The 16,210-nt window shown below is 70.0% G+C and carries 16 protein-coding genes and 1 pseudogene; 13 read left to right on the top strand and 4 right to left on the bottom strand.

Features of this window, described 5'->3' with window-relative positions:
* Both Acor_RS45090 and Acor_RS36520 read left to right on the top strand, forming a co-directional pair.
* Nucleotides 1-114: pseudogene (locus Acor_RS45090) on the top strand (succinate--CoA ligase subunit alpha); the annotation flags it as partial.
* Nucleotides 115-256: 142 nt separating this feature from the next.
* Nucleotides 257-1,801, top strand: coding sequence for a cell division protein PerM (locus Acor_RS36520; protein ID WP_155341349.1), 1,545 nt, complete (start codon nt 257-259; stop codon nt 1,799-1,801).
* 15 nt (nt 1,802-1,816) lie between these two features.
* Here Acor_RS36520 and Acor_RS36525 read toward each other — a convergent pair whose 3' ends face one another.
* Nucleotides 1,817-2,221 carry a hypothetical protein gene (locus tag Acor_RS36525; protein WP_155341350.1) on the bottom strand — a complete coding sequence of 135 codons (405 nt, stop codon included), beginning with the start codon at nt 2,219-2,221 and terminating at the stop codon, nt 1,817-1,819.
* Nucleotides 2,222-2,284: 63 nt separating this feature from the next.
* Here Acor_RS36525 and purN point away from each other — a divergent pair, with 63 nt between their 5' ends.
* The 3 genes from purN to Acor_RS36540 are packed head-to-tail and all read left to right on the top strand — an operon-like array spanning nt 2,285 to nt 5,356.
* On the top strand, nt 2,285-2,896 hold the full coding sequence (gene purN / locus Acor_RS36530) for a phosphoribosylglycinamide formyltransferase (protein WP_155341351.1): 612 nt from the start codon (nt 2,285-2,287) through the stop codon (nt 2,894-2,896).
* Between the two features lie 46 nt (nt 2,897-2,942).
* The gene (gene purH, locus Acor_RS36535) at nt 2,943-4,484 is read left to right on the top strand and encodes a bifunctional phosphoribosylaminoimidazolecarboxamide formyltransferase/IMP cyclohydrolase (RefSeq protein WP_155341352.1); all 1,542 of its coding nucleotides are present in this window, start codon (nt 2,943-2,945) and stop codon (nt 4,482-4,484) included.
* 11 nt (nt 4,485-4,495) lie between these two features.
* Entirely contained in the window at nt 4,496-5,356 is an 861-nt protein-coding gene (locus Acor_RS36540) for a bifunctional methylenetetrahydrofolate dehydrogenase/methenyltetrahydrofolate cyclohydrolase (protein WP_155341353.1), read from the top strand.
* Nucleotides 5,357-5,359: 3 nt separating this feature from the next.
* Here Acor_RS36540 and Acor_RS36545 read toward each other — a convergent pair whose 3' ends face one another.
* A complete protein-coding gene (locus Acor_RS36545; protein WP_155341354.1) occupies nt 5,360-6,028 on the bottom strand; it encodes an FHA domain-containing protein in 669 nt (222 codons plus the stop codon).
* 166 nt (nt 6,029-6,194) lie between these two features.
* Between Acor_RS36545 and Acor_RS36550 the strand changes: the two genes are divergently transcribed.
* The 5 genes from Acor_RS36550 to Acor_RS36570 all read left to right on the top strand — a co-directional run bounded on the left by Acor_RS36550 (nt 6,195) and on the right by Acor_RS36570 (nt 11,694).
* On the top strand, nt 6,195-7,331 hold the full coding sequence (locus tag Acor_RS36550; RefSeq protein ID WP_246239619.1) for a citrate/2-methylcitrate synthase: 1,137 nt from the start codon (nt 6,195-6,197) through the stop codon (nt 7,329-7,331).
* 25 nt (nt 7,332-7,356) lie between these two features.
* Nucleotides 7,357-7,602, top strand: coding sequence for a DUF3017 domain-containing protein (locus Acor_RS36555; RefSeq protein WP_281353298.1), 246 nt, complete (start codon nt 7,357-7,359; stop codon nt 7,600-7,602).
* A 95-nt stretch (nt 7,603-7,697) separates the two neighbouring features.
* Nucleotides 7,698-8,915, top strand: a complete 1,218-nt coding sequence (locus Acor_RS36560) for an NADP-dependent isocitrate dehydrogenase (RefSeq protein WP_155341356.1) — start codon at nt 7,698-7,700, stop codon at nt 8,913-8,915.
* 118 nt (nt 8,916-9,033) lie between these two features.
* Nucleotides 9,034-10,803: a serine/threonine-protein kinase gene (locus tag Acor_RS36565; RefSeq protein WP_155341357.1), complete on the top strand. Its 1,770-nt coding sequence runs from the start codon at nt 9,034-9,036 to the stop codon at nt 10,801-10,803.
* 72 nt (nt 10,804-10,875) lie between these two features.
* A complete protein-coding gene (locus Acor_RS36570; RefSeq protein WP_155341358.1) occupies nt 10,876-11,694 on the top strand; it encodes a COG1361 family protein in 819 nt (272 codons plus the stop codon).
* On the opposite strand, the gene Acor_RS45755 is transcribed toward Acor_RS36570, so the two are convergent.
* On the bottom strand, nt 11,691-11,819 hold the full coding sequence (locus Acor_RS45755) for a hypothetical protein (protein WP_281353297.1): 129 nt from the start codon (nt 11,817-11,819) through the stop codon (nt 11,691-11,693). The two genes, Acor_RS36570 and Acor_RS45755, sit on opposite strands and share 4 nt — an antisense overlap.
* 40 nt (nt 11,820-11,859) lie before the next feature.
* Nucleotides 11,860-12,798 (bottom strand): UDP-glucose 4-epimerase GalE, encoded by a 939-nt coding sequence (gene galE, locus Acor_RS36575; RefSeq protein WP_155341359.1) that lies wholly within the window; start codon nt 12,796-12,798, stop codon nt 11,860-11,862.
* A 90-nt stretch (nt 12,799-12,888) separates the two neighbouring features.
* Here galE and Acor_RS36580 point away from each other — a divergent pair, with 90 nt between their 5' ends.
* The 3 genes from Acor_RS36580 to Acor_RS36590 are packed head-to-tail and all read left to right on the top strand — an operon-like array spanning nt 12,889 to nt 16,206.
* Nucleotides 12,889-14,193 carry a hemolysin family protein gene (locus Acor_RS36580; RefSeq protein WP_155341360.1) on the top strand — a complete coding sequence of 435 codons (1,305 nt, stop codon included), beginning with the start codon at nt 12,889-12,891 and terminating at the stop codon, nt 14,191-14,193.
* Between the two features lie 44 nt (nt 14,194-14,237).
* Entirely contained in the window at nt 14,238-15,242 is a 1,005-nt protein-coding gene (trpS, locus tag Acor_RS36585) for a tryptophan--tRNA ligase (RefSeq protein ID WP_155341361.1), read from the top strand.
* A 10-nt stretch (nt 15,243-15,252) separates the two neighbouring features.
* Nucleotides 15,253-16,206 (top strand): YihY/virulence factor BrkB family protein, encoded by a 954-nt coding sequence (locus Acor_RS36590; protein WP_246239620.1) that lies wholly within the window; start codon nt 15,253-15,255, stop codon nt 16,204-16,206.
* The last annotated feature ends 4 nt before the right edge of the window (nt 16,207-16,210 follow it).

Here is a 16,210-nt window from a genome sequence, read left to right on the forward strand (position 1 = left end):
TCGGCCGGCACCGCCCAGGCCAAGAAGGAAGCGCTGGAGAAGGTCGGCGTCCGCGTCGGCAAGACCCCCAGCGAGACCGCCCGCCTGATGCGTGAGGTCATGCAGGCCCGTTGATTCGGCGAAGGGCGCCCGGCGTGCCGCCGGGCGCCTTTGGCTTCTCTTGGGGTGACAGCCGTACTGGATCTTGGACAAACGGGACCGGGAGTACGGCGCGGCGCGGCCACGATAGCGGCGGGGCTTGAGAACATCGGGTACTGTGACGGCGCTTCTTGACCAGATTCGGACTGTCCCCAGAGCCGTCTTCGGTGACGAGGACCGGCGGCCGCTGCCGGTTTCGGGGATGTTGGCGGCGGCGCTGACGCTTGGCGTGGGCCTGGCCGTGCTGACCACGCTGACGCTGCTCGGGTGGATCGCGGCACCGCGCACCGCCTTCGGGCAGGGGTTGCCGGGGGTGTTCCGGACGGCGTGTCAGCTGTGGCTGGCGGCGCACCACGCGGGATTCGCCATTCCGGGCGGACGGGTGGGGCTGCTTCCGCTCGGGTTGATGATCCTGCCGGGGACGTTGCTGTATCGGGCGGGTCTCTGGATGGCCAGGGACGCGGATCTGCGGCTGCGGCTGCCCGCGCGGTTGCCGAAGGGCACGCCGAAGGACCTGGCCAACGCGCGGCGGCGGGCGCAGTTCGTGCTGATCGCGCGGGCGGGCGTCTCGCTGGCCGCGCCGTACGCGCTGCTGGCGGGCATGATCGCCCTGGTGGCGCAGAACGACGTCACTCAGCCCTTCCTGGGGGAGACGCTGGTCAGCCACTTCCTGCTGGCGTTCCTGGCCGCGTCGGTGGCGGTGGCCCGGACGATCGGGCCGTGGCGGTCGATGCTGCGGCTGCTGCCGGAGCGGCCGAGGTCGGTCGTGGTCGGCACGGCGATGGCCATGTCGATGATGCTGGCGGCCGGCCTGGTGCTGGTGCTGGGTTCGATCGCCGTCAACTTCGACGAGATCCAGAAATTGTCGGACATGCTCAGCCCGGGACTGGTGGGCGGGCTGCTGCTCCTCCTGATCGAGGGCCTCTACCTGTTCAACGCGGTCATCTGGGGCATGGCGTACATCGCCGGCCCGGGTTTCGCGATCGGCACGGGCACCCTGGTCGCGCCGACGGGTGTGAAACTGAGCACACTCCCGACGCTGCCGCTGCTCGGCGCGCTGCCCGATTCCGGAGCCGTGCCGCCGTGGATGATGGCGGTGATCGCGGTGCCGTTCGCGGCGGGCACGGTGGCCGGGGTGGTGGTCGCCAGGATCGCCCCGACGCCGTCGCTGGAGGCGGCCCCGCTGTGGGGTTTCGTCTGCGGGCTGTCCACGGGCGGCGTCGCCGGCATCCTGGCCGCCCTCTCCGGCGGCCCGCTGGGGGGAGCACGCCTGTCGGCGGTCGGGCCGTCCCCCTGGGAGGTCGCCCTGTCGGTGACGCTGGAGGTCGGCGTGGCCGCGGGCATCTCGGCGGGCCTGGCCAACTGGTGGATGATGTCCCGCTCCCCGGTGGCCCCGATCAAGAAAGCCGTGGTCAAGGTCGCCAAGAAGGTCAAACCGGCCAAACCCCTGCCCGGCCACTGGATGGACGCCACCGAGGCCGACACCATGCCCATCCCGGTCATCACGGACGACTGGAGCGACGAACACTCCGACACCGACGCGTTCCCCCGCAAACGCTCAGAACCGGCCCGCCCCGGCCGTAACGACATCGTCGACGAAACCGACGACCGGGGCGGCCACGTCATCTACGTCGACCCGTACGCCTGGGACCGCGACGACTGAATCACCCAGGCAGCATCACCCAGGCAGCGGCATATCGGCCGGCCACGGCACGCCCAGCTTGCTCTCCAGCGCCTTACGCAACGCCTCGGTGCACTCCTGCTGGGCGGTGACCGTCCCGGCCCCCTTCCGGCACTCCGTGTACGCGGTGAGCTCGGCCGAGAGGTACACCTGGACGACCGTGGTGACCAGCCCGAGCAGGAACGCGATCACGGAGATCACGATGGCGCCGGCCGCCATCCCGGTGCGCTGTTTGGCCCGGCCGAGCAGGCGCGCGTCCCGCACGCCCACCACGAACCCGAAGACCGACAGCGCCACCCCCGCGGCGGGCAGCATGAATGTGAAGATCAGGGCCATCAGGGCCAGGGTCAGCGCCCGGCGCCCGCCCAGTTCCGGCGTCGACACTTGCAGCGGTGTAGTCACGTTCTCCTCGCCCGATACCCTTCTCCCGCACCCAGTTCCACTCGCCGCCGTTAGGAGCTTGCCCTGTCTTCCCGACTCGTGGTCCTCGTCTCGGGTTCGGGGACCAACCTACAAGCCCTGCTGGACGCCGCGGCAGATGACGCCTTCGGCGCCGCCGTCGTCGCCGTCGGGGCCGACCGCGACGGCATCGAGGGTCTGGCCCGCGCCGAGCGCGCCGCCGTCCCGACGTTCGTCACCCGGGTTGGCGACCACGCCACCCGCGCGGCCTGGGACGCGGCGCTGGCCGCCCGCATCGCCGAGCACAAGCCGGATCTGGTGGTCTCCGCCGGTTTCATGAAGATCCTGGGTCCGAGCGTGCTGGACGTCTGGCCGGTCGTCAACACCCATCCCGCCCTGCTGCCCGCCTTCCCGGGCGCGCACGCGGTCCGGGACGCGCTGGCGTACGGCGTGCGCGTCACGGGTTGCACTGTGCATCTGGTGGATTCGGGGGTGGACACCGGGCCGGTGATCGCGCAGGAGGCGGTCGCCGTACTCGATGGGGACGATGAGGACAGCCTGCACGAACGCATCAAGACGGTTGAGCGACGGATGCTGGTCGAAGTCGTGGGCCGGATGGCGCGCGACGGCTGGCACGCGGACGGGCGGCATGTCCGGTTCGGCCGCGCGGAGAACTAACCCGGTTCCTGATAACCCGGGTTGAATCAAAACAGGAGGAGCACCCGTGACCAGAATCGCCATCAGGCGCGCGTTGATCGCGGTTTACGACAAGAGCGGGCTGGAGCAGCTGGCGCGGGGCCTGGAGGCGGCCGGTGTGGAGATCGTCTCCACCGGAGGCACTGCTGCGGCGATCGCGTCGTTCGGGATCCCGGTGACCAAGGTGGAGTCGCTCACCGGCTTCCCCGAGTGCCTGGACGGCCGGGTCAAGACGCTGCACCCCCGGGTGCACGCCGGCCTGCTCGCGGACGGCAACAACCCATCCCACGTCAAGCAACTGGACGAGCTGGAGATCGAGCCCTTCCAGCTCGCCGTGGTCAACCTCTACCCGTTCCGCGAAACCGTCGAATCCGGCGCCTCCGACGCCGAATGCGTCGAGCAGATCGACATCGGCGGTCCCGCCATGATCCGCGCCGCCGCCAAGAACCACAGCACGGTCGCCGTCGTGACCGACCCCGGCACCTACCCGGACGTCCTGGCCGCACTCTCCGAAGGCGGCTTCACGCGCACAGAACGCACCAGGCTGGCCGCCCGCGCCTACGCGCACACGGCCTCCTACGACATCGAGGTCGCCTCCTGGTTCGCCAACGTCTACGCGGCCGAGGAGAGCTGGCCGAGGTTCATGGGGGCGTCCTGGCGGCACCGCGCCACCCTCAGGTACGGTGAGAATCCACACCAGCAGGCTGCGCTCTACTCCGGCCAGGCCGGGGGGCTGGCGAACGCCGCGCAGCTGCACGGCAAGGAGATGTCCTACAACAACTACGTGGACGCGGACGCCGCCTGGCGGGCGGCCTGGGACTTCGAGGCCCCGGCCGTCGCGATCATCAAACACGCCAATCCCTGCGGCATCGCGGTCGCCGACGACGTGGTCGAGGCGCACCGCAAGGCCCACGCCTGCGACCCGGTCTCCGCGTACGGCGGAGTGATCGCGGTCAACCGCGAGGTCACCCGTGAGCTGGCCGAGCAGATCGCCCCGATCTTCACCGAGGTCCTGATCGCGCCCTCGTTCGCCGAGGACGCGCTGGCCGTGCTGACCGGCAAGAAGAACCTGCGCCTGCTGGCCTGCCCGGCGGGCCCGGCCAACCCGGCCGAGTTCCGGCGGATCGACGGCGGCCTGCTGGTGCAGCGCACCGACCGGTTCCAGGCCGACGGCGACCACCCGGAGAACTGGGAGCTGAAGGCGGGCCCCGCCGCGTCGGCGGAGGTCCTGGCCGACCTGGAGTTCGCCTGGCGGGCCTGCCGCTCGGTCAAGTCCAACGCGATCCTGCTCGCCTCGGGCGGCGCCTCGGTCGGGGTGGGCATGGGCCAGGTCAACCGGGTGGACTCGGCCCGGCTGGCGGTCTCCCGCGCGGGCGACCGCGCGGTCGGCGCGGCCGGCGCCTCGGACGCGTTCTTCCCGTTCGCGGACGGAATGCAGGTCCTGATCGACGCGGGCGTGACGGCGATCGTCGAACCCGGCGGCTCGATCCGCGACGAAGAGGTCATCGCCGCCGCAGAAGCCGCCGGTGTGACGCTCTACTTCACCGGCACCCGGCACTTCTTCCACTAGGGGGGCACCACATGACGGCTCGAATCCTGGACGGCTCGGCCACCGCCGCGAAGATCAAACTCGACCTGGCCCAGCGGATCGGCAAACTGGCCGAGCAGGGCGTCACGCCCGGCCTGGGCACCGTCCTGATCGGCGACGACCCGGCCAGCCGCATCTACGTGGCCAGCAAGCACCGGGACTGCGCCGACGTGGGCATCACCTCGATCGGCCGCGAACTGCCGGCCGACGCCACCCAGGCGCAGGTGGAGGCCGTGATCGACGAGCTCAACGCCGACCCGGCCTGCCACGGCTACCTGGTCCAGCTGCCGCTGCCCCGCCACCTGGACACGATGGCCCTGCTGGAGCGGGTCGCCCCGGGCAAGGACGCGGACGGCCTGCACCCGGTCAACCTGGGCCGCCTGGTGCACATGGTGGAGGCCCCGCTGCCGTGCACCCCGCACGGCATCGTGCACCTGCTCCGCGAGTACGGCGTGCCGATCAACGGCGCCGAGGTCGTGGTGGTCGGCCGCGGCATCACCGTGGGCCGCCCGCTGGGCCTGCTGCTGACCCGGCGGTCCGAGAACGCCACCGTCACCCTGTGCCACACCGGCACCCGCGAGCTGGCCTTCCACGTGCGCAACGCGGACATCGTGGTGGCCGCGGCCGGGGTGCCCGACCTGATCACCGCGGACATGGTGAAGCCCGGCGCGGCGGTGCTCGACGTGGGCGTGTCCCGGGTGAACGGAAAGATCGCCGGTGACGTCGCGCTCGGTGTCCGCGAGGTCGCCGGGTTCGTCGCCCCCAATCCGGGCGGCGTGGGCCCGATGACCCGCGCGCTGCTGCTCACCAACGTCGTCGAGGCGGCGGAACGGGCAGCCGCCTCGACGCGCTGAGGCTCAGCTCGCCCGGCGGCTCGCGGCTCCCGCCGCGGGCTGCGCGGGCGCCCCGGAGGGGGCCGCCGACTCGGTCGCCCGTTGCGGCGGGACCACCGGTGTCGGCCTGACCAGGCCCAGCGCGACGACCTCGTTGGCGAGGCGGGTGCGCCGGTTGGTGCCTTCCGGGATGCGGAACTTCTGGTAGAGCCGGAGCAGGTGCTGTTTGACCGCCGCCTCGGTCACCACCAGGTCGTCGGCGATCTCGCGGGCGGTGGCCGGAGCCACGAACGCCTCGTCCGAGAGCGCCGGCCGGCACAGTGAGGTGAGCACGTCGACCTCGCGCCGGGTGAGTTCGGGCGCGGCAGCCCGCCGCAGCTCGACCTCGGGCGCGATGTCCTCGCGGGGCACCCCGCCGACTCTGGCCCGGGCGGCGCCGAACGAGACGACATCGCCGTCGTCGAGCACCCTCCGGGCGATCGGCCTGCCGTTCACCCGTGTGCCGTTCCTGGATAAGCCCAGGTCGACGACATACAGGTACGGCCCCCGGCGGACGAATTCGGCGTGCAGTCGTGACACGCTCGGATCCGTCAGCCGGATGTCGGCCCCTCGGCCCCGGCCGATCGTGGTGATCTCGGGGCGCAAGGGCACCACCTCGCCGGTGTCCTCGATCCGTATGAACGGCCCCTCCACGGCAGTTCCTCCCCAGGTAGCCCGCCGTTACTTTCCCTACACCTCCGGCTTACCCAAACGTGGTGATGGGGAATCGCCTTTGCCCAACGGAGAATCCATCCGGAAATTGGTTTGGACCTCTGCAAAGCCCTTTACCTGCTCACAGGTAGACTTCCAGCGTAGATAAGTGGAGGAAACACTTATGGCGGACAAGCCCACCAAAGGCCTCGCAGATGTCGTCGCCGCGTCCACAGCGCTGAGCGACATCGACGGCAAGGCGGGTCGGCTCTTCTATCGTGGCTACGACATCCACGATCTGGCCGGCCGCACCACCTTCGAAGAAACCGCCCACCTGCTCCAACACGGAAAACTTCCCAATAGGGAACAGCTCGCCGCATATGGCGACGAATTGGTCCGTGGTCGGAGTCTGGGCAACCTGGTCCAGGCCAACGTGGCCGAGATCGCCGAGAAGCAGGAGCCGATGGAGGCCCTGCGCACCCTGGTCTCCCTGGCCAGCGCCGACGATCCGGACAAGGACTCCAACGCCGCCGACGCGAACCTGCGCAAGGCGGCCCGACTCACCGCCCAGCAGCCCCTCCTGGTGGCTCGCTACCACGCCGCCAGAACCGGTACGGAGATCCCAGAACCCGACCCGGAACTGAGCGTCGCGGCCAACTTCCTGCTCCAGATCACCGGGCGGAACCCGTCCCCGCGGGAAGTGGAGATCTTCGACGAGTGCCTCGTGCTGCACGCCGACCACACCATGAACGCGTCCACCTTCGCCGCCCGGGTCTGCGCGGCGACGCTGTCGGACATGCACTCGGCCGTGGTCGCCGCGATCGGCACCCTGAAGGGCCCGCTGCACGGCGGCGCCAACGAGCAGGTCATGCGGACGCTGGAGAGCATCGACCCGGCGGGCGTGGCCCAGACGGTCCGCGACAAGCTGGCCGCGCACGAGAAGATCATGGGCTTCGGGCACCGGGTCTACAAGGTCGAGGACCCGCGGGCCACCCACCTGCGCGCCATGTCGCGGGAGCTGGGCGAGGCGTCCGGGGACGACACCTACTACCGGATGTCCAAGGAGATGGAGGAGGTCGTCCTCGCCGAGAAGGGACTGTTCCCCAACGTCGACTTCTTCGCCGCGACGGTTTACCACTACCTTGGGATTCCAACCGATTTGTTCACCGCGGTGTTCTCGGTCAGCCGCATGGCCGGGTGGACCGCGCACGTGATCGAGCAGCACGCCGACAACCGGCTGATCCGCCCGGACAGCGAGTACATCGGCGAGCGCGACCAGAAGTGGACCCAGATCGACGAACGCTGACAAGACCCCCTGGTGGCCGTACCTGCTGGTTGCAGCGGGTGCGGCTACTGGGCTTGGGCTGATCGGCCTGGGCCTGGGCCACATCACCGGCGGTGTGGTGATGGGCGGCAGCATGCTGGCCGGCGCCGGGCTGCGCCTGGTGGTGCCCGGCCGGAGCACCGGGGCGCTGGCCATACGGCGCAGAAAGACCGACGTGCTCACCCTGGCCACGTTCGGATTCCTGCTGATGGCGGGGTCGCTCGCCTTCCTCATCGAGTTTCATGCGACCTAGTCGCGGACCGGTGACGCCGGTTCGATAGCCTCAACGGCACCGCAAAAAGGACTGCCGCAACAGGATTGTGTTCGTTCAGAAGGGGAACCCCACGCATGCCCAAGATCAAGGTAGCGGGCCCGGTCGTCGAGCTTGACGGCGACGAGATGACCCGGATCATCTGGCAGTTCATCAAGGACCAGCTGATCTTGCCCTACCTGGACGTCGACCTCAAGTACTACGACCTCGGCATCGAGCACCGCGACGCCACCGACGACCAGGTCACCATCGACGCCGCGCACGCGATCAAGCAGTACGGCGTCGGCGTCAAGTGCGCCACCATCACGCCGGACGAGGCCCGGGTCGAGGAGTTCGGCCTGAAGAAGATGTGGCGCTCCCCGAACGGGACGATCCGCAACATCCTCGGCGGCGTCATCTTCCGCGAGCCGATCATCATGTCGAACGTGCCGCGTCTGGTCCCCGGCTGGACCAAGCCGATCGTGGTCGGCCGTCACGCCTTCGGCGACCAGTACCGCGCCACCGACATCAAGATCCCCGGCGAGGGCGCCCTCACCCTGACCTTCACTCCCAGCGACGGCAGCCAGCCGATCGAGCTGGACGTGTTCGACTTCCCCGGCGGCGGCGTGGCCCTGGCCATGTACAACCTGGACGAGTCCATCCGCGACTTCGCCCGCGCCTCGCTCCGGTACGGCCTGGACCGCAACTACCCGGTCTACCTGTCCACCAAGAACACCATCCTCAAGGCGTACGACGGCCGGTTCAAGGACATCTTCGCGGAGGTGTTCGAGAGCGAGTTCAAGGCCGACTTCGAGGCCGCCGGGATCACCTACGAGCACCGCCTGATCGACGACATGGTGGCGGCCGCGCTCAAGTGGGAGGGCGGCTACGTCTGGGCCTGCAAGAACTACGACGGCGACGTGCAGTCCGACGTGGTGGCGCAGGGCTTCGGCTCGCTCGGCCTGATGACCTCGGTGCTGATGACCCCGGACGGCCAGACCGTGGAGGCCGAGGCCGCGCACGGCACGGTCACCCGGCACTACCGCCAGCACCAGCAGGGCAAGCCCACCTCGACGAACCCGATCGCGTCGATCTTCGCCTGGACCCGCGGCCTGCAGCACCGCGGCAAGCTGGACAACCAGCCTGAGGTGATCGACTTCGCGGACCAGCTGGAGCGGGTCTGCGTGGAGACCGTCGAGGGCGGCCAGATGACCAAGGACCTGTCGCTCCTGGTCGGCGGCGACGCCGAGTGGCTGACCACGCAGGACTTTTTGGCGGCGCTGGATGAGAACCTGAAGAAGAAGATGGCGCGTTAGACCCCCGTCTCGCAAAAGGGCCGCCGAATGGCGGCCCTTTTGCGTGCGGGGGAGCACGTTGCCGCGTCTGCGTCGTAAAGTGCTGCTGGTCAGTACTTAACCGAATCATGGGGACCAGATGATCGTTCCGCTCGGGCCGGGGGATCCCACACAGCTCGGGCCCTTCACGCTGACGGGGCAACTCGGCGAGGGCGGTCAGGGGATCGTCTATCTGGGGGTGCAGGAGTCCGGGGAGCGGGCTGCGATCAAGCTGCTGCACGTGAAGTTCACCGGGGACACCATCGCCAGGTCCCGGTTCGCCCGGGAGTTACGGGCCGCGCAGCGGGTGTCGAGCGTGCGCACCGCGCGGGTGATCGCCGCCGATCTGCAGGGCGACACGCCGTACATCGCGAGCGAGTACATCGAGGGGCAGTCGCTGCGGCACGCGGTGGAGGAGTCGGGGCCGCTGCGCGGCGCCGAGCTGGAGCGGCTCGCGGTCGGCACGGCCACCGCGCTGACCGCCATCCACCAGGCCGGGATCGTGCACCGGGACTTCAAGCCGGACAACGTGCTGCTGGCCGCGGACGGGCCGAGGGTGGTCGACTTCGGCATCGCCCGGATCATCGACTCGACCGGGACGATCACCAGCCGGGCGGTGGGCACCCCGGCCTACATGGCGCCCGAGCAGATCTCCGGGGACGAGATCGGCCCGGCCACCGACGTGTTCGCCTGGGGCGCGACCATGGCGTACGCGGCGACCGGGCAGGTCACCTTCGGCGGGGCGTCGATCGCGGTGGTGCTCAACCGGGTGCTCAACCATGACATCGACGTCAGCGGGCTGCCCGAGCCGCTGCGCTGGGTGGTCAGGGACTGCCTGAACAAGAACGCGGCGGCCCGGCCGACCGCCGACCAGATCCTGTTACGCCTGCTCGGCCGCCCGGACCAGGGCGCCGCGTCCACGGTCGTGCTCGACCAGATCGAGCCGACCCGGGCGCCGGCGCGCAGGCGGCGCTGGCTGCCCGCCGGGCTCGCGGTCGGCGCGGCCGTGCTGGTGATCGGCGGCGTGGTGGCCGCCACCCAGCTGATCCCCCTGGACGTGACCCCCACGCCGCCCGCCAGCCCGACGCCCATCCTGACCACCAGCACGCCGACCCCGTCCCGGTTCACCTCGGTCTTCGACAAGGCCGCCGCCACCGGCCAGCTGGTCATCGGGGTCAGGTCCGACGTGCCGGGGGTCGCGTTCACCCAGGCGGGCGAGTCCAGCGGCTTCGAGGTCGAGGTGGCCAAGTTCATCGCCGACAAGCTGGGCGTGCCCGCGCGCGGCGTGTCGTTCAAGTCCGTCAGCAGGTTCACCCGGGTGGACGCGCTGAAGCGGGGCGAGGTGGACCTGGTCGTGGCCACCTACTCCTACGACGACTTCAAGGCGGACGAGGTCACCTTCGCCGGGCCGTACTACGAGGCCAAGATCGACGTGCTGGTCCGGCGGGACGCCGGCATCACCACCCTGGCGGAGCTGACCGGCAAGCGGCTGTGCACCCGCACCGACAGCTTCAGCGCCCAGGAGGTGCTGGCCCGGGTGAAGATGACGACGGTCGGCGCGGAGAACTACGGCGACTGCATGAACCTGCTCAAGGAAGGCAGGGTCGACGCCATCCCCGGCGAGGACCTGATCCTGGCCGGTTTCGCCAACCGGGAGCAGGTCCTGAAGTTCCGGATGCTCGGGCTGGGCCTGGGCGACGTGCGCTGGGCGGTCGCGCTGCCGCGCGGCGACACCCGCACCTGCGAGCCGGTCCGGCAGGCCATCCTCGACCTGTACGAGAGCGGCTCCGCCAGGGCGCTGATGCGGCGCTTCTTCGGCAAGGTGGCGTTCACCCCCGACACGGACACTCCGGAACGACTCGCCTGCTGACCGTCGGCGTGTCAGCACGATCAGCGCGGTCCCGCCGGGTTTGAATTGACCTTGAGAGTTCGGGGGAGCCGCATGGGTCGTTGGGTAGTTGCCGGGTTGATGTGCCTGCTCACAGGTGTCGCGGCGGAGCCCGCGCACGCCATGGAACAGTTGGGCGCAGCGGATCTGATCGTCCGGATCGAGTCCTTCCCGGCCATCGCCCAGCCGGGGCAGCCGATCGCCTACCGGGTCACGGTGGCCAACACCGGGCCGGGCGACGCGGTGCTGCCGGTGCTGACCGTCCGGATCCCGCGCGAGGTCGAGATCATGAGCGTGGACGTGGCCGAGTGCCTGCCCGGACGGGGCTACAACGAGGTGGTCTGCCGGTCGCCGCGCGACATCCTGGCCGGCGGCAGCGGCGGGGTGACCATCACCGGACTGGTACGGCCGAGCGCGACCGGGCCGCTCCGCGCGCACGCCACGCTCAGCTCGGAGGTGGTGGACGCCAACGAGCGGAACAACCGGGTCAACTCCCAGATCAAGGTGGACGAGGGCGCCGACCTGGGCGTCCGCCTCATCCCGGCCCGCCGGGCCGCCCACCCGGGCGAGCGTTTCGACGTGGACGCGGTGGTCAGCAACCGGGGGCCGCGCGAGGTCAGGGACGCCTTCGTCTACGTGCAGTCCGGCCGGGCCCGGTTTCTGACCGGGCTGGGCGCGCGCTGCAAGGTCCGCGACGATCTGGTCGGCTGCGCACTGCCGCCGATCAGGTCCGGCGCGTCGACCCGGTTCCAGCTGGCGTTCAGGGCGCCGGACCGGCCGGTCAGGACCCAGGCCACCGTGTACTCACGTGATCTGGGCGATCGGCGGCCCGCCAACAACCAGGCCCACCTGCGGCTCGCCGCCGGGGGCTAGAGCGGGCATTTGACCGACGACTGAGGGCCTGGGCCGCCGGTGGCGAAGACCACACCGGCGGCGGCGGCGAGACTGCCCAGCACGATGAGAGCCACCAGCCCCAGTTTGGGAAGCAGTTCCCGCATGATGAAATCTCATCACATTTCACGGATTGAAACGGGGCAATTACCGAACTGCCGTCCAGGCGTCGGTGATGATGCTCCGGAGCGTGGTGTGTTCGGGTTTCCAGCCCAGGTCACGCTGGATCTTCTCGGAGGAGGCCACCAGGACGGCGGTGTCGCCGTCGCGCCGGGGGGCGGTGACGACCGGGATCGGGTGGCCGGTCACCTCGCGGCAGACGTCGATGACCTCCTGGTTGGAGAAACCGGTGCCGTTGCCCAGGTTGTAGATCAGGTGGCGGCCGGGGATGCAGGCGTCCAGGGCCAGCAGGTGGGCGCGGGCCAGGTCGGCGACGTGGACGTAGTCGCGGACGCAGGTGCCGTCGGGGGTGGGGTAGTCGGTGCCGAAGAGGCTGATGGAGTCGCGTTCGCCTTGGGCCACCTTGAAGAGGTTGGGGATCAGGTGGGTTTCGGGGTGGTGGCGTTCGCGGGCCGCGCCGTACGCGCCGGCGACGTTGAAGTAGCGCAGGCTGACGGCGGCCAGGCCATACAGCTCGGCGAAAGTAGAAAGCGCGGTGTCGACGGCCACTTTCGAGGCCCCGTACGGATTGTCGGGCCGGGTGGGGTCGGTTTCGCGGATCGGGATGTGCTCGGGCTCGCCGTACACGGCGGCGGTGGAGGAGAAGACGATGCGGCCGACGCCGCTGCCGCGCATCGCGTCCAGCAGGGCGAGGGTGCCGCCGAGGTTGTTGGCCCAGTAGCGGCCGGGGTGCGCGACCGACTCGCCGACCAGGGAGCGGGCGGCGAAGTGCAGCACGGCGTGGAAGCCGGTCAGGTCGCCTGGCTCGGCGATCGAACCCTCCACGAAACTCGCCCCGGCGGGGACCGCGTCGGCGTGGCCGGTGGAGAGGTCGTCCAGCACGGTGACCGCGTGCCCGGCCTCGACCAGCTGGGTCGCCACGACACTCCCGATGTAGCCGGCGCCCCCGGTAACCAGTAGCTTCACGTTTGATCCTGTTCGGTTCTGTTTGAATCTGTACGGCTAGCCTAGCCGAGTACGCTGTCAGATCAATCTGTCGGCTCGGGCGGGAACCCAGTGAACAGTGTCCTCGCGAACATCGCCATCGTCCTGATCTTCATTTTGGTCGGGGGGTTCTTCGCCGCCGCCGAGATGGCCATGGTCTCGCTGCGGGAGAGCCAGGTCCGCCGCCTGGCCGGGCTCGGCCGGCGTGGCGCCCGGGTGGCCAAGCTGGCCCGCGACCCGAACCGGTTCCTGTCCGCGGTCCAGATCGGGGTGACCGTCGCCACCATGCTGTCGGCCGCGTTCGGCGCCGACCGGCTGACCGGCGAGCTCGCCCCCGTGCTGGAGGAGTGGGGCCTCACCGTCCGGGCCGCGCCCGTGGTCGCGCTGGTGCTGGTCACGCTGGCCATCTCGTACGCCTCGCTGGTGCTGGGCGAACTCGCGCCCAAACGGCTGGCCCGGCAGCGCGCCGAAAGTCTGTCCCTGGCGGTCGCGCCGTTCCTGGACCGGGTGGCCGCGATGTCCCGCCCGGTCATCTGGGCGCTCTCCAAATCCACCGACGGCGTGGTCCGGCTGCTCGGCGGCAACCCGCACGCCGACCGGGAGAAGATGTCCACCGAGGAGCTCCGCGACATGGTGGTCGGCCACACCGAGCTCACCGCCGACGAGCGGCACCTCATCGGCGAGGTCTTCGCGGCCGGGAAACGCCAGCTCCGCGAGGTCATGCTGCCCAGGACCGAGGTCGAGTTCATGGCCGCGGACACCCCGCTGGCCGAGGCGGCCGTGCTGGCGGCGAGCATGCCGTACTCGCGGTTCCCGGTGTACCGCAGCTCCTACGACGACGTGATCGGCTTCGTGCACGTCCGCGACCTGCTCGACCCGGTGCTGACCGGCCGGATCGACCCGATCAGCGAGCTGGTCCAGATCCGCCCGGTCAAGCTGCTCCCCGGCAGCAAACGGGTGCTGATCACCCTCTCCGAGATGCGCGACGAGGGCCACCACCTGGCCATCGTGGTGGACGAGTACGGCGGCACCGCCGGCATCATCACCCTGGAGGACCTGGTCGAGGAACTCATCGGCGACATCCGCGACGAGTACGACGAGGCCGAGCAGCCGGTCCGCAGGATCGCCGGCGACATCGAGGTCGAGGGCCTGGTCCGGCTGGTCGACTTCGCCGACGAGACCGGCATCGAACTGCCAGAAGGCCCCTACGAGACGCTCGGCGGCTACGTCATGTCCGTGCTCGGCCATCTGCCGCAGGTCGGCGAGGCGGTGGACAGCCCCGGCGCCGGGCTCACCGTCACCGAGATGGACGGCCGCCGGGTGTCCCGGGTCAGGGTCACCCCGAAACCGCCGCCGCCCCCGCCCGAACCCCGGTGATTCAAGTCGCGAGCTCCCCTGGTCTCCTGCCAGAATCGTGAGTTATGGCCCGCCCTCGCGTTCTATCCGGCATCCAGCCCACCGCCGACTCGTTCCACCTCGGCAACTATCTGGGCGCGGTGCGCCAGTGGGTCGCGCTGCAGGAGACGCATGACGCGTTCTACATGGTGGTGGACCTGCACGCGATCACGGTCAACCCCAGCCCGGCCGAACTGCGCCGCCGCACCAGGGTGGCCGCCGCGCAGCTGTTCGCGGCCGGCCTGGACCCGGAGCGCTCCTCGGTCTTCGTGCAGAGCCACGTCCGCGAGCACGCCGAGCTGGCCTGGGTGCTGATCTGCCAGACCGGCATGGGGGAGGCCGGCCGGATGACCCAGTTCAAGGACAAGTCCTCCAAATACGGCGAGGGCTCCGCCGGGGTCGGCCTGTTCACCTACCCGATCCTGCAGGCCGCCGACATCCTGCTCTACCAGGCCGACCAGGTCCCGGTCGGGGCCGACCAGAAGCAGCACCTGGAGCTCTCCCGCGACCTCGCGCAGCGCTTCAACAACCGGTACGGGCGCACCTTCACCGTGCCCAGCCCGTACATCCTGAAGGAGGTCGAGAAGATCACCGACCTCCAGGACCCGACCGCGAAGATGTCCAAGTCCTCCTCCAGCCCGCAGGGCATCCTGGACGTGCTGGAGCAGCCGGGCCCGCTGCGCAAGAAAGTCATGCGCGCGGTCACCGACACCGGCACCGACGTGGTCGCCGACGACGAGAACAAGCCGGGCATCACCAACCTGCTCAGGATCCTGTCCGCGATCACCGCCACCCCCATCCCCGAACTGGAGGCCCGATACGCGGGCCAGGGCTACGGCACCTTCAAGAAGGACGTCGCCGAGGCCGTGGTGGACGCGTTCGCGCCGATCAGGGAGCGGACCGAGAAGCTGCTCGGCGACGAGGCCGAACTGGACCGCATGCTCGCCGCCGGCGCCGCCAAGGCCCGCGCGGTCGCGGCCGAGACGATGGCCCACGTCCGGGAGAACATCGGGTTCCTGCCGACCCCGTGAGGGTACTGCTGTGCCTGTGATCGCGCGCGTCAATCAGCTCATTGAGTCGATCAAGACGCGCGGGCGCGTCCTAGTCGAACGCGGCCGGATCCGGTTCGGGTGGCTGGACCACCTGATCCGGGCCGTGCAGCGCTACCAGGTGCAGTCCGGCGACCACCTCGCCGGCGCGGTCACCTATTTCGTGTTCCTGTCGTTCTTCCCGCTGATCGCGCTGGTCTTCGCGCTGTTCGGGTACGTGGTGGCGTTCGGCTGGCTGGATCGCGAGGCCAGGAAGACGATCACCGCCGCGTTCAACGAGCAGCTGCCCGGCCTGGCCGACCAGCTCGGGCTGGACCAGATCGCCGACGCCCGGGTGAACGCCGGGATCATCGGTCTGGTCGGCCTGTTCTACGCGGGCCTCGGCTCGGTGGACGCGCTCAGGGTCGCCTTCCGCAAGATCTGGATGAGCACAGAGCCGCAGCTCAACTTCTTCCTGGCCAAGCTCCGCGATCTGGTGGCGCTGATCCTGGTCGGGATCATCATGCTCGCCTCGGCGCTGGTGGCCGGTTTCGCGAGCGGCGCGACGACCACGGTGGCGGGCTGGTTCGGCCTGGAGCGCTCGGCCCTGGGCACCTTCAGCGTGGGCCTGGTCGGCGGGCTGGTCAGCCTGGCCGCCGACATCCTGCTGTTCCTGGTGCTGCTGGGCTGGATGGCCAAGCCGAAACCGGCGCAGCCGTTCAAGTTCGTGGTCCGCGGCGCGGTGCTCGGCGCGGTCGTGTTCGGCCTGCTCAAGCAGCTGGCCGCGCTGCTGCTCGGGCACACCCTGACCAACCCGGTGTACGGCGCCTTCGCCGTCATCGTCGGGCTGCTGGTCTGGATCAACCTGTCGGCCCGGGTGATCCTTTACGCGGCCGCCTGGACGGCGACGGCCACCTTCGGGCCGCCACCGGAACCTAGTCCCATGCCGTCGAACCGTGCCTACTGACAGC

The organism is Acrocarpospora corrugata, from assembly GCF_009687845.1.
Taxonomy (GTDB): domain Bacteria; phylum Actinomycetota; class Actinomycetes; order Streptosporangiales; family Streptosporangiaceae; genus Acrocarpospora; species Acrocarpospora corrugata.